Source organism: uncultured Brachyspira sp. (assembly GCF_910578695.1).
GTDB lineage: Bacteria > Spirochaetota > Brachyspiria > Brachyspirales > Brachyspiraceae > Brachyspira.
Map to the genome: position 1 here is coordinate 55,959 of NZ_CAJTQJ010000006.1, position 25,469 is coordinate 81,427.

A 25,469-nucleotide genomic window follows, 5' to 3' on the forward strand; every position below is an offset into this window, starting at 1 on the left:
AAAAATATATAAGGAACTTAAAAATGAAACTTAAGCATACAATTAATTTTATTAAAAAACATACGGTTGCTGTATTCGTAAAAGTAGAAAAAGAAGAACCTAAAGTTTGTACATTTAACGAAGAGTATATGAAATTATTTAATAGTTTGGTAAAAGATAAATATTATACAATATCCACTCCTTTTGCCTTTGCATTTGCAAGTAATACAAGAGTAATTTTTATCACATATAAAGAAGTAAAAAATTATATGTATGAAACTTGGAAAAATGCAGGTGCTTCATTAATAAAGATAATGAAAGATTTGCATATTGATGATATAGAAGTAGATATGGCAGAATTATTTTCAGAAATAGCTTCTGAAGAATCATATATTCAGTTTTGTTTGGGTATAATACTTTCTTCATACAGTTTTGATAATTATTTAGGAGATAAAAGATTAAAAGAAAAATCAAATATAAAAAATATACTTTTAGTTTCAGAGCATAAAAAAGATACAGAAAATGCCATACTCAAAGCATCTCAAATAGCAGATAATATATTTTGGGCAAGAGATATAGTTAATGAGCCTAGTAATGTTATTAATTCATTAACATTTACTGATAGAGCAAAGAAGCAGGCTGAAAGCAGAAAAATAACTACTGCAGTTCTTACTGAAAAAGAATTAAAAACTCTTGGTATGAATGGAATATTAGGAGTTAATGCGGGAAGCAAAAACCCTCCTAGAGTATTTATAGCTCAGTATAAAAAAGCTAAAGCCAAAAAGAATATATTATTGGTTGGAAAGGGAATAACATTTGATACAGGCGGAATGTCATTAAAGCCTTCTGATAGTATGCTTGGTATGAAAGATGATATGGCTGGAGCTGCTGCTGTATGCGGGGCATTATTTTTGATATCAGATATGAATTTAGAAGCTAATGTTACTGTGATATGTCCTTTAACTGATAATAAAACAGGAAGTGCTGCTATAAATCCGGGTGATATATTAAAAATGCATAATGGCGTTACAGTTGAGGTTGTTAATACCGATGCTGAAGGAAGACTTATACTTGCTGATGCTCTTTCTTATGGAATAAAAAAATATAATCCCGATTTTGTAATAGATATTGCCACTTTGACAGGGGCATGTTCTATAGCATTGGGAAGAAATGCCACAGGATTAATGTCTAATGATAAGGCATTAGCATCAGCTTTGAAAGATGCAGGAGATGATACTTATGAAAGAGTATGGGAGCTTCCTATGTTTGAAGAGTATAAAGAGCAGATAAAATCTGATATAGCTGATATAAAAAATACAGGCGGAAGATATGCAGGTACTATAACAGCCGCTCAGTTTTTATCATATTTTACTGAAGGGGCTAAATGGGCTCATTTGGATATAGCTTGTACTTCTGTAAGCGATGTTAATACTAAATACACTTCTAAAGGAGCTACAGGAGTAGGGGTTTATCTGCTTGCTAAAACTGTAGAAAAATTAGTTGATATAGATAGGTTTTAATATATATACAATTTATAATAATAGCTAAGTAATATAAAAAAATTAAGGAGGTGCATTTATTATGTGCTTCCTTTTTTTATTATAAAATTTGCTTATAAAATTTTATAGGCAAAAATAACAGATAAAATATATTATAATTAATTTTTTAAACTTGAAATTATTTGTATGAAATGCTATAATAAATATTCAAATTAGATAAAATGGGAGTGTATATGCCTTCAGGAAGAAAAAGACTTCGTCAAAAGATGGCTACGCATAAACGTAAAAAGCGTTTACGCAAAAATAGGCATAAGAAAAAATAATATAAACTAACATTATACATTTTAATGTTTTTTCATCTCTTAAGTATTATAGTTTTTAATAGGAAAATAATATGATAAGTAATGTAAAAACTATCATAGAAGTATGCGTAGGACTTCATTGCTCTATGAATGGCTCTTATTCGCTTTTGGAGGCTATTCGTTCGCATTATGATTTGCAGGTAGGTGTTTTGTCTTCTGACGGCATGCTTCTTAAAGAGATGGAATGTATGCATAATTGCTGTAATGCCGTACCTGTTCTCATTAATGGTATGGAATGTACAAAATCATCTTTTAAAAGTATTGTTAAGTATATAGAAGCTATACATTTAAGAAAAAGATGAAGAGATTTGTACTGCATAATGAAAATGCTATAGAAAATATCAAATCCTATATTGATAATTTCGGCGATTATTTGTCTGTTCAGAAAATTAATGATTCTTTTTTTGAAGATTTAGAGGATTATCCTATATTTAAAAGAGATATAGCTCAAAGTTCTGTTTATGAAATTTTAACAAATGCTGATATCAAAGAAGACTTTATTCTAATAAATGCTGCTTCTTTCGATTATTTAGTTTTTAAGGATAAATTTATTATAAAAAATAATCCTCATCTAATATTAGATGGGGCTTTATTTATAGCTAAAATTCTTAATATAAAAAGAATAGATATAGTATTAAAAAATTATTATTTAGAAGAGAAAGATATAATAATAAAAGCTGCTGCAGAGGCAGAAGATTATAATTTTGTAAAAGATGAAAAAATAAATATATATGATGAAGATTCATACTATAATGAATATAAAATTAGAATAATACCATCATTTTTGGAAAATAAGAAATACATATTTGATTTGGAAACCGTTTCTCAAATTATATATTTAGCATATATCGGAGGATTTAATTTCAAAAATTACGGCTTTGGAAAATATAAGGGTACTAATATACTTTCTGTTTCTGGAGATATTATAAATTCCGATTTGTATGAATTTGAAATGCATACGCCTTTAAAAAATGCCGTTAAATTTATAGGAGGCATCGATAGAAATTATGCTGTAAAATGGGTATTTACTAACGGCTTTTTAAATCCGCCTATAGATTTTCATACTTTACAAAAAATGACTTTAGATTATGAATGTTTTGAGAGTTTTAATATGAAAATAGGAAACGGAGGATTATGCTTTATACAGGAAAACAGATGTATGATAAGGGTGGTATTAAAGATAATTCTATTTGCAAAAACTATAGTTTGTAAAGAATGTATACCCTGCAGTTATGGATTTGATTTATGCGAATATTATATCAATAAAATGCTTTTAGGTAATTCTGATTTTAATGATTATGTAAACTTAAAAGAAGCTGCTGAAATGATAAAAATCGGTGCTTCCTGCTTGTATATAAGAAGTTTGGCTGAATGCATATCATCATCTATAGAAATGTTTAGAGATGAATTTTTGTATTTGATAGAAAATAAGAGAACATTATACAGTTTTATAAAAGATTAGAAAAATCTTAAGAGGCTTTATAGAATGATAATAAAATTTAATGCTGACGGCAATACAGTATCTGCTCAGAAAGGATATACCATACTTCAGGCTTTATCTTATATTAATATAGATGTACCTCATTTATGTTCATACAAAAAAAGTAATACTAATACCTTTGAAGAAAAAAATAGTATTTTAAGATGTAAATTATGCTTGGTAAAAGTAAAAAGAAAAAATGAAAATGAATACTCTTATAAATATGCATGTAATGAAATAGTGGAAAATGGTATGAGTGTTTTGAATGATAAAGATGAGGATATTATAAAATATAGAGTATCTATTTTAAAATCTATACTTTATATGCATAAGCCTAAGTGCGAAAGCTGTGATTCTGATTATATATGCAGATTAAAAAAGTATTTGGATATTTATAATATTTCTATTGAAACTTCTCAAAATGCATATAATGAAAATGATTCTTATATAGAGGAAATAAAAGAAGCTGTAAAAAAAATGAATCTTCCCGATTATATAAAGCCTAATTTTGAAAAGTGTATTAATTGCGGTATATGTCTTGATTATAAAACCACAGACGGCTATAATTCTATGATAGCGGATTTATGTCCTCTTAATGTTTTTGAAGCAAAAAGAAATATAGATGATAAAATTAAAGATGATATAAGTACTGTAAAAAATATAAATAGCTTTTGCATAGGATGTAATCGTTTATGCGAAGTTAATTATAGTTATATAAATCATAGCATAAAGAATATATCATCTCCAAAAGGCAAAAAGTACGGCTTATGCGATTACGGAAGAAAGATGGATTATTATTCTAATGATATATTAGAGATGCCTTTTTTTAATGGAATGCAATGCGAATTTGAAAAGGCTAAGGAATTATATCATAAGTTTATTAATAATATTGATTTAGATTATACTTTAGCTATAGGCTCTAGTATGTATCCTATTGAAGATATTAAGGCTTTTGATGATTTTATTTACCGTATAGGATTATTAAATTTTACATTCAAAAAAAATAAAATAGCTGCAAATTCAAAAATATTAAGAGATAATTATACAAATATTAATGATTTTTCTGTTAAGGATTTAAAGTATTCAGGATTTTACGATAATATATATGATGAAAAATTTAAGAAATTTATTATATTGGGAGATGCTTTAGATGATAATGATGATATAATAAATTTTTCTAAACTTAATAAGCAGAATTATATAGTGTTCAGTCCGAATTTTTCTGTTTTGTCTTATAATGCTTATTTAAGTTTTCCAATATCATATCTAGGAGAGTTCAGCGGGCATTATATAGATAGATACGGAAAAGTTAAGGAGATAGTATCTTTTTTAGATAAAAATAAAAATAGATTAAATTTGAGAGATTTATTAAAATATTTGTATTTGTAATAACTTTGTTATATAATGTAAATACATATTTTATATAGTAATAATTATTTTATTTATTAAGATATGGGAGAGATTTTATGCCGAAAACAAGAGATGAGATACTCTACAATAGAAATAAAAAATATGATATTATTATTATAGGCGGAGGAGTTATAGGTGCTACTATAGCATTAAAAACTTCAAGAGTAGGTCTTTCTACACTTTTGCTTGATAAACATGATTTTTCTTATGGTTCTTCTTCAAGGACATCAAAAATGCTTACAGGCGGATTTAATGATATGAATGGTAATAATCTAATTCATACTATTCATAAAGTAAAAGAAAGAAATAACCTAATGTATAAAAGTTCTTCTCCTTATTTCGGCATCATCAATCCTATATACGAATACAGAGGTTCTGGTATTTTTAAAGAAGAGATGAAAGCTGCATTATATGATGTATTTTCTCTATTTGGAAAAACAAAAAAGCATTCATCTTACAGCAGAAATGAAACATTAGATGCTCTGCCTGATTTAATAAGCAATGATGTTATAGCTTCTGTAGAATATTATGAAGGCTTATTAGATGATTCAAGATATGTTATAGAATTATTATTAAAAGCAGAAGAGTACGGATGCGATTTATTAAATTATGCTGAAGTAAAGGCTTTTGAATATAATCAAAAAGAAATAGAAAATGTAGTATTTACGGATAATATTACAGGCAAAGTTTATACAGTTAATGCCAAAACTATACTTATAGCAGCAGGAGCTTGGGGGCATAGCATAAGCTCTTTGCTTCCTAATGGAAATTTTGAAAACAGAATTGATTATATTAAAGGAAGTCATTTAGTAATAGACAGCGATTTAATTCATATAAATAAATCTGTAGTTCTGCCTAAAATAAAATCAAGGGCTAATGTATTTTTAATGCGTTGGAAAAACAGCACTATTATAGGTCCTACAATTAAAAAAAATATTAATAATCTTGACTGCATATATACAGCAAGCGATGAGGCTGAGTATCTGCTTGATGTGTATAATACTTATTTCAGTTCTATAGTTAATAAAAATCATATAATAACAACTCAGTCTGGTATGATGCCTCTTAATCCTTATCAATTTAAAATACATTCTCATCCTCAGTATAAATTATTTTTAGTTGAAGGAGGAAATTTTACAACTTCTTCTTCTATATCCATAAGAACTTTAATAAAGATGTATGGAAAGCCTTATAAATGGTTCAGCAATCAAAAAGTAATAAGAAATAAATTTGATACGAATACAGAATTGGTTTTGAATGAAAAATTGGTTAAATTCCTTATAGATTATTTTGGTTCTGTGAATTTAATTTTGAAATTAAATGAGCTTTGTAAAAATGATTCTTCTTTGCTTGCAGAGACAGGGCTTGATTATAGGATTAACAAAGGACTTATTAAGTATTTTATAGAAACAGAACATGCTATGCATTTAGATGATATTATGATGCGTAGATTTAGATTTATACTTACTGAAAATGACTGCGGAACTTTAATATCAGAACATATAGCACAGGAAATGGCTGATATTTTGAAATGGGATAAGCAGAGAACCGAATGGGAAATAAAAAGATACAGAACAGAAATAAAAAGAGCTAGAGTTGCTTTATATTAAATCTTTAAAGCCTCTAAGTATATTAAGTCCTGTATTTCCGCTTTTTTCAGGGTGAAATTGTATTCCGTATATATTATTCTTTTTTACAATGGCAGGTATTATTATATCATATTCGCTGTCTGCTATTATACTGTCATCGCAGTTTTTGCCGTAATATGAATGCACAAAATAAACATACTCCATATTTTTAATATATTTAAATATTTTATCTTCTTTTCTTATATTGAGATTATTCCAGCCCATATGAGGAACTTTTAAATCTTTATTTTTTAAATCCTTATATATAGGGCATATACTTCCTTTTATAAGTTCAAGTCCTTTATATTCTCCGTATTCATAACTCTTATCAAAAAGCATCTGCATACCTAAACATATTCCCAAAATTAATTTGCCTTTTTTAGCTTCTTCTATAATAACATTTTTTAGTATGCCGTCATTTTTTTTCTCAAGTTTTGCTAAAGCATCTCTGAAAGCTCCTACACCCGGAAGTATTATAGCATCAGCATTTTTTATAATTTTTTCATCATCTGTAAGAATAGCATCTATACCTACATATTTTAATGATGATATAAGAGAAAATAAATTTCCTACCTCATAATCTATTATAGCTGTCATAAAAAATCCTATTAATTTTATTAAAGTTATTATACTAAAATAAAATATAAAAGTCAAAGTATAGGGGCGGGAGGGCGGGCTTAATAAATTAAAAAAAATTAATCAGCTTTATTTTATGTAAAAACAAAAAATCAATTTTTTTAATTTTTATTATTTTCAAGCATTCCTTTTGTAGATAAAACTTCATCTTTATATTTTTCATCTATTTCACAAGCCTGTGCTAAAGCTCTCGCTGCTGCTTTAAATATAGATTCTATTATATGATGAGTATTCTCTCCGTGAAAAGTTTTTATATGCAATGTTATATTCATAGTATTTGTAAGGGCTGTAAAAAACTCTTTAACAAGTTCTGTATCAAAATCTCCTACTTTTTCATTCTTTAAATCGCTTTCAAAAACTAAATGACTTCTTCCGCATATATCAACTGCCGCTAATGTTAAAGCTTCGCACATAGGCATGCAGAAATTTCCATATCTTTTTATACCCTTCATATCTCCCAAAGCCTCAGAAAAACATTTTCCCAAAACTATAGCAGTGTCTTCAACCGAATGATGATAGTCTACATCTATGTCGCCTTTGCATATAGTTTCTAAATCAAATCTTCCATGTCTTGCAAATAAATCAAGCATATGATTAAAAAAACCTATGCGGGTATCATTATTATATTTTCCTCTGCCGTCTATATTTAATTTAATTTTTATTTTTGTTTCATTTGTGTTTCTTTCTATTTCTGAAGTTCTCATAATTAAATCCCCTAAAAATAAATTATAATTATACTTTTATTTTTTTGCAATATTTATATAATTTTTTATACAATTATCGGTTAGGGGTAAATAATGGGTACTTTAGAGAATTTTGATGTTCATAATATCAATAATAGCAGTATAAAAATGACAAAAGAGCAGGTGAGAGATAAGGTTTATAAAGATGAAAATATAGAAAAATCTATAAAGAAAGGAGTAGAAAATTATCTTGACTTTTTAACATTAAAAAAGTACTCTGATAATGCTGTTTCTGAATTTGAGTATTTGAATAATTATACTCTTATAACCGCAGAAATATTTGAAGAAGGATATGTAATTTCTGATATTCATATAGATGTTAATATGATAGTATATGATTATATGAGCAAAGATGATAATAAAAAAGAAAGATATATTGCTTTAAATAAAACTTATTTAATGGGACTTAATTTAAAATTTTCATTAAACAGTATAGAAGATGATATTGAGGATATAGAAGTAAGATTCTTTAATATTTACGGCATTACAAACAATCAATAATATTTTTTAATTATTTTATATAGCTTAAAATATAATTTTTATTTTTTATATAAAATTTAATTATAATATTTACGATATATTACAAAACTATAAAATGACCATTCTTTATTATTATAATTTAATAATATTATATAAATTATTCTATTAAGTAATAAAAAATAAGGAATGAAAAATATAAAAAAATTCTTTACTATATAAAAATAATTATTACATTAAATTACATAATGTTTTAATATAATTGGAGTTTTGTATGCTTAAAAGTAAATTCAATAGTTTAGCCTTAAAAATACCTGCAATATTATGCATAGTTACGGCTGTTTTTTTAACTATGATGCTTATTATTTCTCTTAGAATATCAGGAAGGGGTATTTCTAAAAGCAGATTTGAAGGATTTGAAACAACTGTAACAGGATATTCTTCTGTATTTAATGCATGGTTTCGTATTCAGTCCTATCTCATTGAAACATATTCATCTGTTGCTATAGTAGTAGAAAATGTACTTAATCCTAATGATAATACAGCAGAAATATTAAATGCAACTTTAAGAGGATTTAGAGAAAAAAATGCAGGTGCCATACATATGGGTATAGTCGATATAAATGGCATCATAATATCGGACGGCAGCTATCCTAATTGGATAGGAGAAAGATTTTCAAATAAAAATACTGATGTTTGGAATAAATTAAAGAATAAAGAATATGGATACGGAAGCGTAGTTTATGATAATAAGCTTGAAGCATCAGAATCTAACGAAGAGCTGTCATTTACTTTTGCAACTCCTATTAAATATCAAAACAGAGAAATAGGCTATTTGTATGTTGTTTTTAATTGGAGAGCTTTTTTTAAAAACTATATAGAGGGAATAAAATTAGGAACAACAGGCGGGCTTGATGTAATAGCACCTAATATGAAATTATTTGTTAATACCGATTATGATAAGATTAACTCAGATGCTCCTTCAGTGTATAAAGATGTTTTTAATAACAATTATTCTAAAGGCGTAGTTGCATATAATGTAAACGGCGTTGAAATGATGGGCTCTTATGTTAAGATGCATTATGTGCCTTGGATTATTTCTATGACTATGACAAGCGATGAGATTTATGCAGAAAATAAAAAAGCTGTAGTCAGCGGAGTTATTTTGGGTATTATTACTATAATTTGTTTAGCTATATTTATTTATTTGTTTATAAATTCTATTACTAAGCCTTTACAAGCTGTAGTTGATGCAGCACAAAAAATAGAAAGAGGCGATTTAGCTTCATTAGAAAGAAAAATAAAGCCTAGAAAAGATGAAATAGGCATACTTGCCGATAGTTTTGTTAATATGAGAACAAAATTAGTTGAAACTATCAAAGAGGTTAATAATGCTTCTAAAATGATTATGAATGCTTCTGAGGAATTAGCTAGAGGAAATGAAGAATTATCAAGAAGAACCGAAGCACAGGCTGCAAGTTTAGAGAAAACAGCTGCTTCTATGGAGCAGATGGCTTCTAATATTAAGTCTTCTACAGAATATTCTTTAACAGGAAATAATATGATGATGTCTTCAAAAGCTTCTATAGATGAGGCAGGAGATATTATTATACAAACTACAGATAATATTCAGGAAGTTTATGAAGCAAGTACTAAAATTAAAAATATAACTAAAATTATTGAAGATATAGCATTTCAAACTAATATACTTGCACTTAATGCTTCAGTAGAGGCGGCAAGAGCAGGAGATCAAGGCAAGGGATTTGCAGTTGTAGCTTCAGAGGTAAGAAATCTTGCACAAACTACTCAGTCATCAGTAAAAGATATTACAGGTTTGGTTGATAATGCTTATGATAAAATAAATAAAGCAACAGAAACTGCTCAGAAATCTCAGGAAATATTTTCCGATTTGAGGGCTAAAATAGATGAAACAGCTAATATAATGAAAGGTATAAGTTCATCTGCAGTAGAACAGAATGCAGGAGTAGAACAGGTAAACAGAGCCGTATCAGAAATAGACGGAGCCACTCAGATGAATAATACTCTTGTAAGCAATGCTGAAAGCACTTCAAGAGATTTACTTGCACAGGCTAATTCCTTACAGGAAGTTATGAGCTTCTTCAAATTATGATTATTATTTTAGGATATATACTTTGATATAGTATATATCCTTTATATAATTTACTGCATTCAAATTATAGTTCTATATTTATAAATCTCAATGCCCTTTCAGCAGCATTCTCTGTTAAAAAAGCAGTATTAGAAATAGCTTCATCAAGCGTCATAGCCTTAGTAAATAAAGGCATTATAGATTTAATATTCAAATCATATATTATATCAGTATTTTCTCTTATTTCTCCTACTATAGCAATTACAGGTATATTTCCAGCCCTTTTTGCCACTCCTGCAGGCACTTTTCCTTCTCTTGTTTGTCCGTCAATGGCACCTTCTCCTGTTATTATAAGAGAAGCTCCTTTTATTTTTTCTTCAAAATTTATTATATCAAGAACAGCATCTATACCGCTTTTTAATTCTGCATTGCAAAAACCTATAAGCCCTCCTCCAAGTCCTCCTGCAGCACCTGAACCTTTAACATAATCTATTTCTTTTCCGAATTTTTCTTTTATAATTCCTGCTATATTTTTAAGCCCTTTATCGAGTATATCAAAAGTTTCTTTAGTAACTCCTTTCTGTTTTCCATATACTGCAGTAGCTCCGTTTTCTCCGTAAAGAGGATTTTTTACATCGCATGCAGCTGTTATTTTTATATCGAATATTCTTTTATCAACATTACTGTCATCTATATCAGCAGCTTTTATCATATTTTCAGCAATTGCTTCAAGTTCATTATTATTTTTATCAAGAAATCTATATCCTAAAGCATTAGCCATTCCTATACCGCAGTCATTAGTGGCACTTCCTCCTATACCTATAAATATATCTTTTATGCCGTTATTTAAAGCATCTTTTATAAGCTCGCCTGTTCCGTAAGTAGAATATTTCATAGGATTTCTTACCTTATCATCGATTAAAGTAAGTCCTGATGCTTCTGCCATTTCTATTACAGCTCTATCTTTATTGATAATACCGTATTTAGCTTCTACTATTTTGCCTTTAGGATTTTTTACATTTACTTTTTTTATATTTCCGCCTGCAGCATAAAGTATTGATTCTACAGTTCCCTCTCCTCCATCAGCAACAGGAATTTTTATTATATGAGCATCTTTAATTACTTTTAATACTCCTTTTTCTATATAATTGCAAACTTCTAAACTGCCGGCACTTCCTTTAAAAGAGTCTGGTATTATTATTATTTTTTTCACTATATTCTCCTTAAATAATTCTTTATTTTAAATATAATACATTAATTTTAATTTTCATTGTTTATTATATACAATAAATATTTAAAAAATTGTATTTATACACAAAGAAAATATATATTATTTTTATATACTTATACAATATAATAAAAAATAATAGAGGTATATATGTTAATCATATTTTTTATAATTTGTATAATTTTAATGATATTTTCTATATCAAAGTTGAAAATGCATCCTTTTTTATCTATTATGGGAGTATCCATTCTTTTTGCTTTTATTTCTAAAATACCATTAAAAGAAATACCAAGCATAATTGGAAGCGGTTTCAGCGGAACTTTTACAAGCATAGGCATAGTAATAATATTCGGAGCTTTAATAGGTACAGTATTAGAAAATACCGGCGGTGCATTGAAACTTTCAGATATGGTTATAAAAATTGTAGGTAAAAAAAGACCTGAACTTGCAATGCTTATTATGGGCTGGATAGTTTCTATACCTGTTTTCTGCGATTCGGGATTCGTTATTTTAAACCCTATAAAAAAAGCTTTGGCAAAAAGAACAATGAAATCTGCTGTTTCAATGAGTATGGCTCTTTCAGCAGGTTTATATATTTCGCATGTATTTATACCGCCTACACCTGGACCTATAGCTGCAGCCAACTTATTAGGCATAGGAAATCATTTGCTTATGGTTATAGGTATGGGTGTTTTATGTTCTATACTTCCTCTTACAGCAGGATACTTTTTTTCTAAATATATAGGATATAAAGTAAAATCATTAGATGAGATGCAAAACGAGAAAAATATTAAAAGCTATGAAGAGCTTAAGGCAGGTTACGGCAAATTGCCTAATGGATTTTTGGCTGTATCTCCTATTTTAATACCTATCATATTAATGGCTTTAGCTTCAGTATTTACTATGATGAAAATAGAAAATATGCTTTCGGTATTTATACAATTTTTAGGCACTCCTATAATAGCTTTGTCTGTAGGGCTTATATTTTCAATTATTACATATTTTTCACAGAAAAAGCATATTAAGGATTTAGAAAGTTTTTATGATATTACAAATAATACTTTAAAAATTGTAGGTCCTATACTTTTTGTAACAGCGGCAGGCGGAGTTTTGGGCAAGGTTATATCTTCATCAAGTTTAGTCTCTTTTATTACAGAAAATGCTTCTCTATTTCAAAGCGTAGGAATCTTCTTCCCATTTATATTATCTGCTGTATTAAAAACTGCTCAGGGTTCTTCTACAGTTGCTTTAACTACCACCGCAGGAATATTAGCACCTTTAATGGGGGCATTGGGTTTAGACACTCCTATTTTATCAGCATTAACAGTTATGGCTATAGGTGCAGGAGCTATGACGGTTTCTCATGCTAATGACAGCTATTATTGGGTTGTTACTAATTTCAGTTCAATAAAAGCTGAGGACGGTTATAAAACTCAAACTTTAATGACTTTAATAATAGGTATTGCAGGAATAATAAATGTGTTTTTGATTTCATTAATATTCAGATGATTATGCTTATAAGTACGGCTTTAAAAACAAAAGCTGTACTTATATTGTATTTTAATCTAAAAAATATTTCTTTGCTTTTCTGTACTGTATTGGTAAATATATATTACTTTTTTATTTTAAGTAATTTAAATTATAAATGATACCTGCTTTTTCAAAACTAAAAAATATATAAAAACTCATACTCCTAAACAGTAAAATGGTTAATATATATTGACTTTTTGACTATATTATGTATAATATATTTGGAATTAATATATTTATAAGGTTGTTTCAGTGTTTAGTAATTTAACTAAATCTATATCTAATGTATTCTCTAAAATACAGGGTAAAAAAGTACTTACAGATAAAGATATATCCGACAGTCTGCTTACAATAAAAGAAGCATTATTATCTGCCGATGTATCATTAGAAGCAGCCGATAAATTTTTAGAAGAAGCTTCTAAGAGAGCAGTAGGAAAAGAAAAGTTAGAAGGTGTAGAACCAGCCAATCAATTCGTAGCCGATGTTCATGATACATTAGTTAATATGATAGGCGAGGGAGAAAGCGGATTAAAATTAGAGCCTATAGAGAAAACTACTATAACTTTGCTTTTCGGACTTCAGGGTTCTGGTAAAACTACTACTTCAGCTAAATTAGCTAAATATTATAAAGATAAAAGACGCGTTATGCTTGTGGGGCTTGATGTTCATAGACCTGCAGCTATGGAGCAGCTTGCTATTTTGGCAAAAGAAGTAGGCGTTCCTTATCATATAGATACTAAAGAGAAAAAAGCATATAAAATACTAAAAAAGGCTTTGGCTATAGCAAAAAAAGAGCAGTATAATATGATATTGGTTGATACTGCAGGGCGTTTAGAAATAGATGAAGATATGATGCTTGAATTAAGACGCGTTGTAAACTCTGCTAATGTTACAGAAAAATTATTGGTAGTTGATTCTACAGCAGGGCAGAGTGTTTATGATGTTGCAAAAAGTTTTCAAAGCAATATAGGTATAAACGGCGTTATACTTACAAAATTCGATTCAGGTGTTAGAGGCGGAGCTGCTTTATCCTTGAGATATGCTACAGGTTCATCTGTAAGATTTATAGGTACAGGCGAACATTTAGATGATATTGATGTTTTTGATGCTAAAAGAGTAGCAGGGCAGATACTTGGAATGGGCGATATAGTAAAATTGGTGGAAAAAGCACGTGCAGCCATAAGTGAAAAAGAAGCTCAGGAAATGCTTAAAAAAGTTATAGAAAATAATTTTGATTATAATGATTTCTTGAAACAGATAGAAGCTACTTCCAAAATGGGCGGACTTAGTAAAATGACTTCTATGATTCCGGGTATGGCTAATGTTGATACTGAACTTCTAAGCCGAGAAGAAGAGAAATTCAAAAAATATAAAGCTATTATACAGTCAATGACAAAAAAAGAAAGATTGGCATTATTTCCTTTAAATAATTCTAGAAAAATGAGAATATCTAAAGGAAGCGGTCAAAGTATTTATGATATAAATCAGCTGATAAAACAGTTTTCTATGATGAAAAATATGATGGGAAGTACTAAAAAGATGGATAAGCTCGCAAAGTCCCTAGAGGGTATGGGTATGTCTATAGATGATTTAAACAAATTAATGTAATAAACTTGGAGGAAAAAAAGGTGGTAAAATTAAGATTAAAACGTATAGGTCGCAAGCATGAGCCTCATTATCGTATTGTAGCAGCAGATGCTCGTTTCCCACGTGATGGTCGTTTTATTGAAGAACTAGGTTGGTTTAACCCTAAAGCTAAAGATGTATTATATAAGTTAAACATAGACGGCTTAAAAAAATGGCTTTCTAATGGTGCACAGCCGACTTATGTAGTAAAAAGTATTCTTATAAAAGAGGGTTTAATGGATAAAGATAAAGGTGCTCCTCTTGAAAGAAAGAAAAAAAGAGCATTAAAAAATCCTGAAAAAAGACGCAAGCATCGTAAACAAGCTAAGCCTGAATCTGCTGAGGAGAAAAGCGAAGTTTAATTTACATCTTATAATATATAAAGGAGTGTGCTATGACGGAAGAAAAAGAGCTTATTGAGTATTTGGCTAAAAAGTTAGTTGATGAGCCTGATGGTGTTAGTGTAAAGGTTATTGAGGGTGAGAAGAGTACGATTCTGGAATTGAAAGTAAACCAAAGCGACATAGGTAAAATTATAGGCAAAAGAGGACGCATTGCCCATGCATTACGAACTATTCTTTTTGCAGCTTCCATGAAAAGTGGTAAACGTGTAATGCTTGAGATTATTGATAATTGATTATTTTTTACGGCAAAATCACAGGCATACATGGTTTGAAAGGAGAGGTTGAAATAGCTTTTGCAGATAAAAGTTATTTTGCCTCTCTTCCTATCTTAAATAAAAATACATCTGTTATTATAAATGATAATGTATTTATTGTTGTAAATGTTAAGAAAAAAAATAAAGCTTTTGTATTATCTCTAAAAAATATTAACACTATAGAACAAGCTCAAAGCTTAATAGGTTTTGATATATATATAGATTCTTCTGTTTTGCCCGAACTTGATGATGATACCTTTTATGAGGCTGAATTGATAGGATATAAAATTATTGATGCAGATAATGATTTATACGGCGAAATAGTTCATATATATAGTCTTCCTTCAAATTATGTATTTGAAATTAAATTAATTGAAAATGGAAATATAGTTTCTATACCTTTCGTTAATGCATACTTTGGAAAATCAGATAAAAAAAATAAAACTATTCAAATAATCAAAAAACCTATATTTGATGATAATATTTAATTTTTTAATAATAATATTATAATTTTTTACTTTTTATTGATATTTAAAGTTTTTATATTAAACAGAATTTATAAATTAAAGGATAAAAAAATGAAACAAATTATAATAGTATTTATTGCTTTAATATCTGCTTTTATAATATCATGCGGACAAAAAACTCAATCAAATAAAGCAGATAATTCTTCTCATACTATGCATAGTCCTGCTTCATCTGAAATTATATATTTAATGCATGCTCCTATGATGGAACAGGATTTTCAAAAGACTGAGAATATTGATGAAGATTTTTTAGTTAATATGATACCTCATCATAAAGGTGCTATTTTATCTTCTAAAAAACTTTTAGAAACTACTAAAAATGAAAAATTAATAGAATTGGCAAATAATATAATAATGGAGCAGGAAAAAGAGGTTGATGAGTTTACTCAATTAGCTGATGAATTAAAAAATAAAGCTGTTATGTATGCTGAAGAAGATACTGCTGCTTTGGGAAATGAAATGCAGTTAATTATGAATAAGATGATGGATGATATGTCTGCTATTAAAACTGCAGGAGATAATGATATAGATTTCTTGAAAGGTATGATAGCTCATCATCAGGCTGCCGTTGATTCTTCTAAAAAGATATTAGAACATACTAAAGATGAAAAAATTAAGGAAATAGCAAATAGAATAATATCATCACAGGAAAAAGAAATAGCTTATATGAATAATATGATTAATTCTTTATAAAACTACCAGCATATATAAAAGGGCTAGAATTTTTTTGTTCTAGCTCTTTTTTATTATGATAATTGACAAATTAGTTTATTTTAGTATAATCTTATATATTTAAATTATGGTATGATATTATGGCAGGTAAAAAAAATAAAAAATCAATTTCATCTAGCGATATAGTAAAAAATAAAAAGGCTTTATTTAATTATGAACTTATAGAAAAATTTGAAGCAGGCATTGTGCTGCTTGGTACAGAAGTAAAATCTTTAAGAGAGAGAAGCGTAAATATGTCTGACAGCTATGCATCTTTTAAAAAGGGAGAACTTTTTATAGTTAATATGCATATCTCTCCCTATCATTTTGGAAATAGAAATAATCATGAACCTTTGAGAGAAAGAAAACTTTTAATGAATAAAAGAGAATTGAAAAGGCTTTACGGAAAAATAAAAGAACAGGGACTTACATTAATTCCTGTTAAGCTGTATTTTGCAAGAGGAAAAGTTAAAGTAGAATTGGCTTTAGCTAAAGGTAAAAAGCTTTATGATAAAAGAGAAACTCTTAAAAGAAAAACTTTAGACAGAGAAATGGAGAGATATATTAAAAGATAAAATTATGTTTGTTCATAAGATAAAGCATTTCTTATATAAAATTCTATTTTAGCAATATTATTAGATACTTCTTTAATATTTGTTTTTTTATCTTCTTCAGTTTTATATTTTTTTATTGAATATGTAAGTTCTATTAATAATGATTTAATATTATGCATAGATATTCTTTCAAATTTATCTGCTAAAGCTTCTGCTTTTTCTATTGTATTATAATCTATATTATTAATACCGCTGAAAGTTATATCTGATAAAAGCATTTCTAATTCTCTAATCAAATCAAAAATCATATTTTTACCCATTAGTGTCTTTTATTTTTAATAAATTTATGCTGTATAAGAATGGAATATTTTTTTTCACTTTTAATATATAAAGCAAAGAAGATATAAATATTCCAATTAAAGCGGATATTAAAGATAAACTGCTTACTGTAAATACTGTTTGATATAATATAAGTGTGCATATTGGTATATATATTCCGCCTGATAAAGCTGTAAGTATGATAAATAAAAATAATATGAATATAGGATTTCCCATAATACTATTATTGAATATGCATTCTATTCCTATATAATTTGTAAATGTTTCAAGATATAAATATATCATAGAAATACATGCAAGTATAAAAAATGCCATTGCATATATTTTTTCTCTTTTTACCAAGAAGCCCGCTATAAAGAATGCTATAAGTATTACAGAGAAAATATAACTGTCCAAAATAAGAAAGCTTGCAGCTATTATTAATTCTGTGAATATTATAAATATCATAAGGGCAAAATTTTTCTTAATAGATGAAAATCCGAAAAAAGTATACATAACAATTTTTGATTTAGCATTTCTATACTCATCATATATACTTCTAAAATAGCTTATAAATATAAGTGCTATTGATACCAAAAATAAAGAAGGAAATAAAGTTGATGTTATCAATATAGAACTTCTTACATTTAAATTATCAGGATTTCCTATAAGAAGTTTTGAAGGAATATTATTTTCTCTTTTAATATTTATATAACTGTATTCTTCATAGGATATATTAGTATTTCCAGAAGAGCCTACATATAGTATATGCATAATAACAGCCCCATTTCCTTCATTTTTTAAATTTAGTTTTGCTTTTGCTATGCCGTTTTCATCTGTAGCTGTAATATAAACATTAGTATATATATTATTATCATCATCATAGTTATTATCATTATCTACTTCTTTTAATAGTGTTTCTTTATTAATATCATCTGCTATAAAATCAAACATATCAGGATAAAGCGAAGTAAATCTTACCAATCTATTTACAAGAGGAAAGCCTCTTCTTTCAAGCATAATTGATATTTCATTTATTGAATTGGTTTCTTCAGATATAAAGAAATTATTTTCTTTTTCGTATGTGAATTTATATTCAGGTTCTTTATTTGCTGTATTATTTTGGGCATACGCTATATTCAATACTGCAAGAAATACTATGAAATATTTTAACATTTATAAGAATCTCCTGATTAAAGAAACGGTATTTTATTAATTATCAAACAATTAATAAAATAATTTTTATGATATGAAAAGTTTTATAAATTAATTAGTGAAAAAGAACACTATTCTTCATTTCTTTATTAAAGATTAGTGTTCTTAAATTTTATATTTTTATAGGATGTTCATTATTTTATAATAGCAACTATCTCTTCATTTTTTACTATTAAATATTCAGTATCTCCTTCTTTGATTTGAATACCTGCATATTTATCATAAATAACTACATCTCCCTTTTTTATTTTTATATCTTCGCTGTCTCCTACTTCTATAACTTCAGCTTTTTGAGTTTTTTCTTTAGCTGTATCTGGAAGAAGTATTCCGCTTGAAGTTTTTTCCTCTTGTTCTAATACTTTTAAAAGTACTCTGTCTGCTAATGGTTTAATAGATGACATATCAATTTTTCTCCTTAAAATATATTTATATCTATAATTTTTTTACACTATTTTATAATAAAAATCATTAAAAGTCAATAACTGTATAATGAGCTTAGTATTCTATAAGAACATTGATAGGATATTTTTCTATCTCTTTTCTTCCGTTTAATTCTTTTAATTCTATCAAAAAAGATGAGCCTACTGCAATGCCTCCGAGTTTCTCCACCATTTTAATCATAGCAAGTGCAGTACCGCCTGTAGCAATCAAATCATCAACTATTAATACTCTATCTCCTTTTGTAAGTGCATCTTCATGCATATATAAAGTATCAGTACCATATTCTAATGCATACTCTTCTGATATAGTTTTATAAGGCAGCTTTCCTTTTTTTCTTACAGGTATAAACCCAATATTCATTTTATATGCTAATGCCGAACCTATTAAAAATCCTCTGCTTTCTGCTCCTACTATATAGTCAATTTTTTCATTTGAAACCTGTTCAGCCATTTTATCTACAGCATATTTAAATGCATCTTTATCTTTAAGCAGAGTTGTAATATCTCTGAAAAGTATTCCCTTTTTAGGATAATCTTGAATATTTCTTATATAGTTTTTTAAATCCATAGAACACCTCATTAAAATAATTATATAAATGACACAATTTATAATTATAATATTTTTACAAAAAAAATCAATTGAATTTATTATAATAAATAAATTTAAATATTCTAATTAGAAGCAGAATGAGACGCTATATTAGCATTTTTTTTCCATTTATTTGAAAAATAATATATTAAGCTGAAAATCATACTGAAAAAATTTCCAATAGCCATAGCAGTCCATATACCCCATAACTGCATTTTAGGAGCTATAATATTAGCAAGCGGAACTCTTATTACTATATGCGAGAAAAAGGCAAACATCATAAGCATAAAAGTTTTACCGGCTCCGTTAATAACTCCGTTTGCAGAGAACATTACAGCAAGCATTATTATAGAAGGCATTACCACATAAATATAGCTTCTTGTATATTCTAATACGCTCATATCTTTGGTAAACATTCTTACTATAAGCTCTGGAAATAATATAGAAAAAAGAGCTGTAAATGCTGATATGCTTACAGAAAGTATAACTCCTGCTCTAAATATTTCTTTAATTCTCTCCATTTTGCCTGCTCCTATATTTTGTGCAGTCATAGTGGCAATCCCTGCAGATAATGCCAAAAGAGGCAGAAAAGATAATGAATCTACTCTCATAGATACGGCAACAGAAGCAGAAGCTGATTCCCCATAAGAGTTTATAAGTCTGTTTAATAAAAGCCAGCTTACAGATACTATTAACTGCATAGCAGCAAAAGGAAGTCCTATTTTAAACATCAATTTAGTAATATTGAAATCAAATGCAAAGTCAAACGGATTAGCCTTTACGATACTGTTTTTTATTTTTAAATATATCATACTGACAGCAACTGAAACAAATTGAGAAAATGCTGTAGCATAAGCAGCGCCATTTAAACCCATAGCAGGAAAAGGTCCTATTCCTTTTATCATAAGCGGATCTAATATCAAATTCAAAACTGAGGAAATAGCTAAAAATATTAAAGGTCTTACAGTATCTCCTATTCCTCTAAGTAAAGCTGATACCAAAAAATAATAAAACATAAAAGGAAAGCCTATCATACTTATTCTAAAATAGCTTACAGAATATTCCATTATGCTGTCTGCAGTATTCAAAAATCTCATCATAGCAGGTGCAAATATATATCCTAATACAGCTAATATTAATGCTGTTATTAAGCTTATAGTAGTAGCAACTCTTGAAACATATATTACAGATTTTTTATTATCAGCACCGAAATACTGCCCTATAAGTACATTTGCTGCTACAGTTATACCTGAAGCTATAGCCATAAGTATTAATATTATTGGGAAGCTCACTGCAATAGCACCAAGTCCCTGACGGCCTACCATCTGACCTATCCATATAGTATCAACTATATTATATGCAATATTTAAAAGGTTTCCTAATATCATAGGCACTACTAATTTTATAAGCCCTTTGCTTACATTTCCTTCAGTAAGTTCAAGCATTTTATTTCTTTCCATAAATTATTTCAAATCTCCTCAATTTTTTTAATTATTTAAATCTATTTTAATTTACTTAAATTTTAGCTATATAATATATTAATTAATTCTTTATAAATTTCTAAAGCAAATAAATTATGTCCGTTCTCATTTAAATGAACTCCGTCAAAATATATATCATAATAATTATTCTGCTTTAAAATATTACTTATAAAAATATTATAAACATCTATACATTTAATATTATTTTCTTTTGTATAATTTTTTATAAAATCGGCATATTCAATTAAATTAATCTCAAATTCATTAATCATATTAGATGCTTCAAAAAATGTAAAGGCATTTTTTATAAAAGGAATAGGCGTGAAAACAATTATATCTATATTATTTTCAGCAGATTTATTTATAATACTTATCATATTATTTTTTATTTTCTCCAAAGGCTTGCATGTGAATATATCATTAACGCCTCCCATCAAAATAACTTTATCAGGATTATTACTTATGCAGTCAGTATCAAAACGAACAAGCATTCCTGAAATCATATCTCCATTAATACCTTTATTTATAAATTTAATATTATCCTTTGAAAATTTATAATTTAAAATTTCAGTCCATACTTTATTTCTTGCTGTCATATAGCCGTAAGTAGTACTATCTCCAATACAAATTATATTCATACTATGCTGTTCCTAAATTTTATATTTGCTATGCTGTAAAAATATTTATACTAAAGTATAAATATGCTCTGCAATTTTTATTAAAAAACTAATCTAATTAACTATAGCTTTTATTTATATATAAAAATTGCTACGCTGTAAAAATATTTATACTAAAGTATAAATATGCTCCGCAATTTTTATTAAAAAACTAATCTAATTAACTATAGCTTTTATTTATATATAAAAAAGTTAACACTAATTAACTATAGCTTTTATTTATATATAAAAATTGCTACGCTGTAAAAATATTTATGCTAAAGTATAAATATGCTCCGCAATTTTTATTAAAAAACTAATCTAATTAACTATAGCTTTTATTTATATATAAAAATTGCTACGCTGTAAAAATATTTATACTAAAGTATAAATATGCTCCGCAATTTTTATTAAAAAACTAATCTAATTAACTATAGCTTTTATTTATATATAAAAAAGTTAACACTAATTAACTATAGCTTCTTTAAACCTAAAATCTATTCTATGAATCTGATTCTCCTGATACTGCAGTGTTTTTAATATAGCAGTCAAATCTACAAACTTTTCCGCCTTTACATATTTTTCTAATATCACCTGCACCTGATATCCCCTAGGATAAAGTATCAAATCATCTCCATACGCATTTATCTCTGATATAAGATTATATATATCATTATGATTGATCTTTACATCATATATAACAGATAATAAATATTTAGAATAATCATTTTCTAAAACAGCATTTGAATGATTAATATTAAGTCCTGTTATATAAGGAACATCATAATCATAAATAAAATCATTCTTTATAATATAGCCGTCATCTGTAATTTCATATATTCCTGAATTTGCTTCAAGCAAAAATAATGTATCTCTTTCTAAAATATTTATTATAAGCAAATCAGGAAAAGAAATTTTTATACTGCTTAATTTAAGTCTTGGATTATTTTCTATATCTTTTTTTATTTCTTCTTTAGGAATATTAAAAATGCTTACATTATTATATTTTGAAAGGTCTGCCTCTTCCATTATATCAATAGGATTTAATTTTTCTAATCCCCTTATCTCAACTCTTAATATCCTTGCTTTATTTATAATCACAGCAAAACTTAATATTATAATGATAAAAACAAAAAATATAATTATTCTTTTTATTATGCTTTTTTGTTTGCCTGTAAGTTTATTTTTTTTTAACTTTTTTCTTAGTTTATTTTCTTTAAAATTTTTCATTATAGTATCTTAATTATATCTTATAATATAAGTTTTTTAAAAATCTTAATTTATTTAATTAACAGAGCAGCCCGCATCAAAATTCTTTTCTGAAGTCATAAGCGAAAGAGTTTCTCCATTATCAGCTAAAAGAAGCATACCATAAGATTTTATTCCTCTGAATTTTTTAGGCTTTAAATTTGCCAAATAAAGAACAGTTTTTCCAATCATATCTTCAGGCTTATAATACTCTGCAATAGAAGATACTACAACTCTCTGTTCTCCTTCTCCTATATCAAGTACAAATTTCAAAAGTTTATCAGCATTTTCAACCTTCTCAGCCACCAATATTTTAGCAGTTAATAATTCCAGCTTTTCAAAATCTTCTTTTTCTATATTAGCCTTATGCCTACTTTCTTTAGGGGGATTAATATGCTTTTTATTTTCATCAGAACTTACAGTACTTACTCCTATTTCTTTTTCTATATCATATCTATTAAATAAAGGCTCTCCCTTTTCTATTTTTATTCCAGATTTTAAAGAACCCCATTGCTTAGCACTTTCTAAAGTCACATTGTCGCCAAGTCCTAATCTATTAAATACTTTTTTAGGAGTATCAATAAAGAATATTTGTAAATATGCTGTTACTATATAATATACTTGAAAAGATATATACATAACATTAGCTAAATGCTCTTTTTTTGCTTCGTCTTTAGCCAAATTCCAAGGAGCACTTTCTTCTACATATTTGTTAGTCATTCTTATAACTTCCCAAATATATATTAATGCATCTTGAAATTTAAAGCTGTCTAAAGCAGATTCTACATTAGCGTCAAGAGTAAGAACCATTTTTTTAAGCTCTTTTTCTCTATCTCCGTAAACATTTTCAGCCTCATCAGGAAGCACTCCGTTAAAATACTTTCCAAGCATAGCGGTTATTCTATGCCATAAATTTCCGTAATCATTAGCCAAATCGCTGTTTATTCTTTTTAAGAAAAGCTCCTGAGAATAATATCCGTCAGAACCGAAATTAATTTCTCTCATAAGAAAATATCTTAAAGCATCAACTCCGTATTTATCAATTAATGTATTTGGATCAATTACATTTCCCCTGCTTTTACTCATTTTTTTACCGTCATCAAAAAGCACCCAGCCATGTCCGAATACTTTTTTAGGAAGCGGTATATCAAGCATTTTGAGCATTATGGGCCAGATAACTGCATGGAAGCGAACTATCTCTTTGCCTACAAAATGAACATTGCAAGGCCAGTACTTCTTATATAAGTCATCTTGTCCTTCTTCAGGATATCCCAAAGCTGTTATATAATTTGATAAAGCGTCAATCCATACATATATGCTATGCTCACTGTCAATAGGACAGGGTATGCCCCATTTTAAGCCCTTACGGCTGACTGCTAAATCTTCCAATCCCGGAAGCAGAAAGTTTTTAAGCATTTCATTTTGTCTTTCTTTAGGCTCTAAAAATTCAGGATGCTCTTTATAATAATCTATTAACCATTGTCCGTATTCTGAAAGCTTAAGATAATAGCATTCTTCTTCTTTATATTCTAATTCCTTTTCACAGTCAGGACAATAGCATTTTCCGTCATCTTTTTTAATTACCTGACTTTCTGTAAAAAAAGCCTCATCGCTTACACAATAAAGCCCCTTATATGAACCCTTATAAATATAGCCTTTATCATAAAGTATTTTAAATATCTTCTGTATTCTTCTCTCATGATAATCATCAGTAGTTCTTATATAATGACTGTAATCGATAGAAAGTCTGCTCCATAATTCTTTAACTGCATTAACTATATTATCAACATAAGACTTTGGGTCTGTACCAGCAGATTCAGCTTTTCTAGCTATTTTCTCGCCGTGCTCATCAGTTCCTGTTAGAAAATAAACATCATATCCCATTATCTTTTTATATCTAGCCATTGTATCTGCAGCTATTGTACAGTAGCAATGTCCTATATGTAAATAATCTGAAGGATAATATATTGGAGTTGTAATATAAAACTTTTTATCTGTCATTTGCATATCTCCGTTTTTTCTGTATAAAACTATATTTAATATTTTAAAAGCAGGATAATTATACTAAAATTAGCCGTTTTTGTAAAGCTAAAAAATTAGGTAATTATATACAAAAAATACTATACAAAATTAAGAGCTTGTTTTATGGCTAAAAAATAATATAAGCCTATTAAAAAATATATGAAAAAAGAATAAGTAATAAAGGCAGCGAGTATTAATTTAAAAATTTTCTTGACATATTTTTTAAAATAAAGTATGATAATTCCCATGATTATAATGGATATAATATTAAATACTTTGTACAACTTACAACTTACAACTTACAACTTACAACTTACAACTTACAACTTACAACTTACAACT

General features: G+C 27.6%; 24 protein-coding genes and 1 pseudogene. 14 read left to right on the plus strand and 11 right to left on the minus strand.

Going from position 1 to position 25,469, the window contains the following annotated elements:
• Nucleotides 1-23: 23 nt before the first annotated feature.
• From QZ288_RS03415 to QZ288_RS03435, 5 genes are all read left to right on the plus strand, one after another.
• Nucleotides 24-1,499 carry a leucyl aminopeptidase gene (locus tag QZ288_RS03415; RefSeq protein WP_295154965.1) on the plus strand — a complete coding sequence of 492 codons (1,476 nt, stop codon included), beginning with the start codon at nucleotides 24-26 and terminating at the stop codon, nucleotides 1,497-1,499.
• A gap of 373 nt (nucleotides 1,500-1,872) precedes the next feature.
• The gene (locus QZ288_RS03420; protein WP_295154967.1) at nucleotides 1,873-2,142 is read left to right on the plus strand and encodes an NAD(P)H-dependent oxidoreductase subunit E; all 270 of its coding nucleotides are present in this window, start codon (nucleotides 1,873-1,875) and stop codon (nucleotides 2,140-2,142) included.
• Entirely contained in the window at nucleotides 2,139-3,302 is a 1,164-nt protein-coding gene (locus tag QZ288_RS03425; RefSeq protein WP_295154969.1) for an NADH-ubiquinone oxidoreductase-F iron-sulfur binding region domain-containing protein, read from the plus strand. Before QZ288_RS03420 ends, QZ288_RS03425 begins: the two co-directional genes overlap by 4 nt.
• 24 nt (nucleotides 3,303-3,326) lie before the next feature.
• On the plus strand, nucleotides 3,327-4,709 hold the full coding sequence (locus QZ288_RS03430) for a 2Fe-2S iron-sulfur cluster-binding protein (RefSeq protein WP_295154970.1): 1,383 nt from the start codon (nucleotides 3,327-3,329) through the stop codon (nucleotides 4,707-4,709).
• 77 nt (nucleotides 4,710-4,786) lie between these two features.
• Nucleotides 4,787-6,340 (plus strand): FAD-dependent oxidoreductase, encoded by a 1,554-nt coding sequence (locus QZ288_RS03435; RefSeq protein ID WP_295154971.1) that lies wholly within the window; start codon nucleotides 4,787-4,789, stop codon nucleotides 6,338-6,340.
• Here the strand turns inward: QZ288_RS03435 and hisH are convergent.
• On the minus strand, nucleotides 6,332-6,955 hold the full coding sequence (hisH, locus tag QZ288_RS03440; protein ID WP_295154973.1) for an imidazole glycerol phosphate synthase subunit HisH: 624 nt from the start codon (nucleotides 6,953-6,955) through the stop codon (nucleotides 6,332-6,334). The genes QZ288_RS03435 and hisH overlap by 9 nt on opposite strands.
• A gap of 140 nt (nucleotides 6,956-7,095) precedes the next feature.
• A complete protein-coding gene (gene hisB, locus QZ288_RS03445) occupies nucleotides 7,096-7,698 on the minus strand; it encodes an imidazoleglycerol-phosphate dehydratase HisB (protein ID WP_295154976.1) in 603 nt (200 codons plus the stop codon).
• A 93-nt stretch (nucleotides 7,699-7,791) separates the two neighbouring features.
• On the opposite strand from hisB, the gene QZ288_RS03450 reads away from it, so the two are divergent.
• The gene (locus QZ288_RS03450) at nucleotides 7,792-8,238 is read left to right on the plus strand and encodes a hypothetical protein (protein WP_295154977.1); all 447 of its coding nucleotides are present in this window, start codon (nucleotides 7,792-7,794) and stop codon (nucleotides 8,236-8,238) included.
• Between the two features lie 250 nt (nucleotides 8,239-8,488).
• Complete coding sequence (locus QZ288_RS03455) at nucleotides 8,489-10,345, plus strand: methyl-accepting chemotaxis protein (RefSeq protein WP_295154979.1); 1,857 nt, start codon at nucleotides 8,489-8,491, stop codon at nucleotides 10,343-10,345.
• Nucleotides 10,346-10,409: 64 nt separating this feature from the next.
• On the opposite strand, the gene QZ288_RS03460 is transcribed toward QZ288_RS03455, so the two are convergent.
• Nucleotides 10,410-11,537: a glycerate kinase gene (locus tag QZ288_RS03460; protein WP_295154982.1), complete on the minus strand. Its 1,128-nt coding sequence runs from the start codon at nucleotides 11,535-11,537 to the stop codon at nucleotides 10,410-10,412.
• Nucleotides 11,538-11,702: 165 nt separating this feature from the next.
• Here QZ288_RS03460 and QZ288_RS03465 point away from each other — a divergent pair, with 165 nt between their 5' ends.
• The 7 genes and pseudogenes from QZ288_RS03465 (at nucleotide 11,703) to smpB (ending at nucleotide 17,179) form a co-directional block, all read left to right on the plus strand.
• Nucleotides 11,703-13,061, plus strand: coding sequence for a GntP family permease (locus QZ288_RS03465; protein WP_295154984.1), 1,359 nt, complete (start codon nucleotides 11,703-11,705; stop codon nucleotides 13,059-13,061).
• A gap of 273 nt (nucleotides 13,062-13,334) precedes the next feature.
• Nucleotides 13,335-14,690: a signal recognition particle receptor subunit alpha gene (locus QZ288_RS03470; RefSeq protein WP_295154986.1), complete on the plus strand. Its 1,356-nt coding sequence runs from the start codon at nucleotides 13,335-13,337 to the stop codon at nucleotides 14,688-14,690.
• A gap of 20 nt (nucleotides 14,691-14,710) precedes the next feature.
• Nucleotides 14,711-14,953 (plus strand): annotated as a pseudogene (gene rpsP / locus QZ288_RS03475) (30S ribosomal protein S16); the annotation flags it as partial.
• Between the two features lie 149 nt (nucleotides 14,954-15,102).
• Complete coding sequence (locus QZ288_RS03480) at nucleotides 15,103-15,345, plus strand: KH domain-containing protein (protein ID WP_014489041.1); 243 nt, start codon at nucleotides 15,103-15,105, stop codon at nucleotides 15,343-15,345.
• Entirely contained in the window at nucleotides 15,342-15,854 is a 513-nt protein-coding gene (rimM, locus tag QZ288_RS03485) for a ribosome maturation factor RimM (RefSeq protein ID WP_295154992.1), read from the plus strand. Before QZ288_RS03480 ends, rimM begins: the two co-directional genes overlap by 4 nt.
• A gap of 90 nt (nucleotides 15,855-15,944) precedes the next feature.
• On the plus strand, nucleotides 15,945-16,586 hold the full coding sequence (locus QZ288_RS03490) for a DUF305 domain-containing protein (protein WP_295154994.1): 642 nt from the start codon (nucleotides 15,945-15,947) through the stop codon (nucleotides 16,584-16,586).
• A gap of 119 nt (nucleotides 16,587-16,705) precedes the next feature.
• Nucleotides 16,706-17,179 carry an SsrA-binding protein SmpB gene (smpB, locus tag QZ288_RS03495; protein ID WP_295154996.1) on the plus strand — a complete coding sequence of 158 codons (474 nt, stop codon included), beginning with the start codon at nucleotides 16,706-16,708 and terminating at the stop codon, nucleotides 17,177-17,179.
• A gap of 2 nt (nucleotides 17,180-17,181) precedes the next feature.
• Here the strand turns inward: smpB and QZ288_RS03500 are convergent, their stop codons facing one another.
• From QZ288_RS03500 to metG, 8 genes are all read right to left on the minus strand, one after another.
• Nucleotides 17,182-17,478 carry a hypothetical protein gene (locus QZ288_RS03500; protein WP_295154998.1) on the minus strand — a complete coding sequence of 99 codons (297 nt, stop codon included), beginning with the start codon at nucleotides 17,476-17,478 and terminating at the stop codon, nucleotides 17,182-17,184.
• Complete coding sequence (locus QZ288_RS03505) at nucleotides 17,471-18,652, minus strand: hypothetical protein (RefSeq protein WP_295155000.1); 1,182 nt, start codon at nucleotides 18,650-18,652, stop codon at nucleotides 17,471-17,473. The genes QZ288_RS03500 and QZ288_RS03505 overlap by 8 nt, the downstream gene beginning before the upstream one ends.
• Nucleotides 18,653-18,825: 173 nt before the next feature.
• Nucleotides 18,826-19,092 (minus strand): co-chaperone GroES, encoded by a 267-nt coding sequence (locus tag QZ288_RS03510; protein WP_295155002.1) that lies wholly within the window; start codon nucleotides 19,090-19,092, stop codon nucleotides 18,826-18,828.
• Nucleotides 19,093-19,186: 94 nt separating this feature from the next.
• On the minus strand, nucleotides 19,187-19,699 hold the full coding sequence (locus QZ288_RS03515; protein WP_295155004.1) for an adenine phosphoribosyltransferase: 513 nt from the start codon (nucleotides 19,697-19,699) through the stop codon (nucleotides 19,187-19,189).
• A 104-nt stretch (nucleotides 19,700-19,803) separates the two neighbouring features.
• Nucleotides 19,804-21,180 carry an MATE family efflux transporter gene (locus tag QZ288_RS03520; RefSeq protein WP_295155006.1) on the minus strand — a complete coding sequence of 459 codons (1,377 nt, stop codon included), beginning with the start codon at nucleotides 21,178-21,180 and terminating at the stop codon, nucleotides 19,804-19,806.
• 62 nt (nucleotides 21,181-21,242) lie between these two features.
• Nucleotides 21,243-21,839, minus strand: coding sequence for a GDSL-type esterase/lipase family protein (locus QZ288_RS03525; RefSeq protein WP_295155008.1), 597 nt, complete (start codon nucleotides 21,837-21,839; stop codon nucleotides 21,243-21,245).
• Between the two features lie 483 nt (nucleotides 21,840-22,322).
• Nucleotides 22,323-23,087: an FtsQ-type POTRA domain-containing protein gene (locus QZ288_RS03530; RefSeq protein ID WP_295155010.1), complete on the minus strand. Its 765-nt coding sequence runs from the start codon at nucleotides 23,085-23,087 to the stop codon at nucleotides 22,323-22,325.
• A gap of 54 nt (nucleotides 23,088-23,141) precedes the next feature.
• The gene (metG, locus tag QZ288_RS03535) at nucleotides 23,142-25,139 is read right to left on the minus strand and encodes a methionine--tRNA ligase (RefSeq protein ID WP_295155044.1); all 1,998 of its coding nucleotides are present in this window, start codon (nucleotides 25,137-25,139) and stop codon (nucleotides 23,142-23,144) included.
• Nucleotides 25,140-25,469 lie beyond the last annotated feature (330 nt).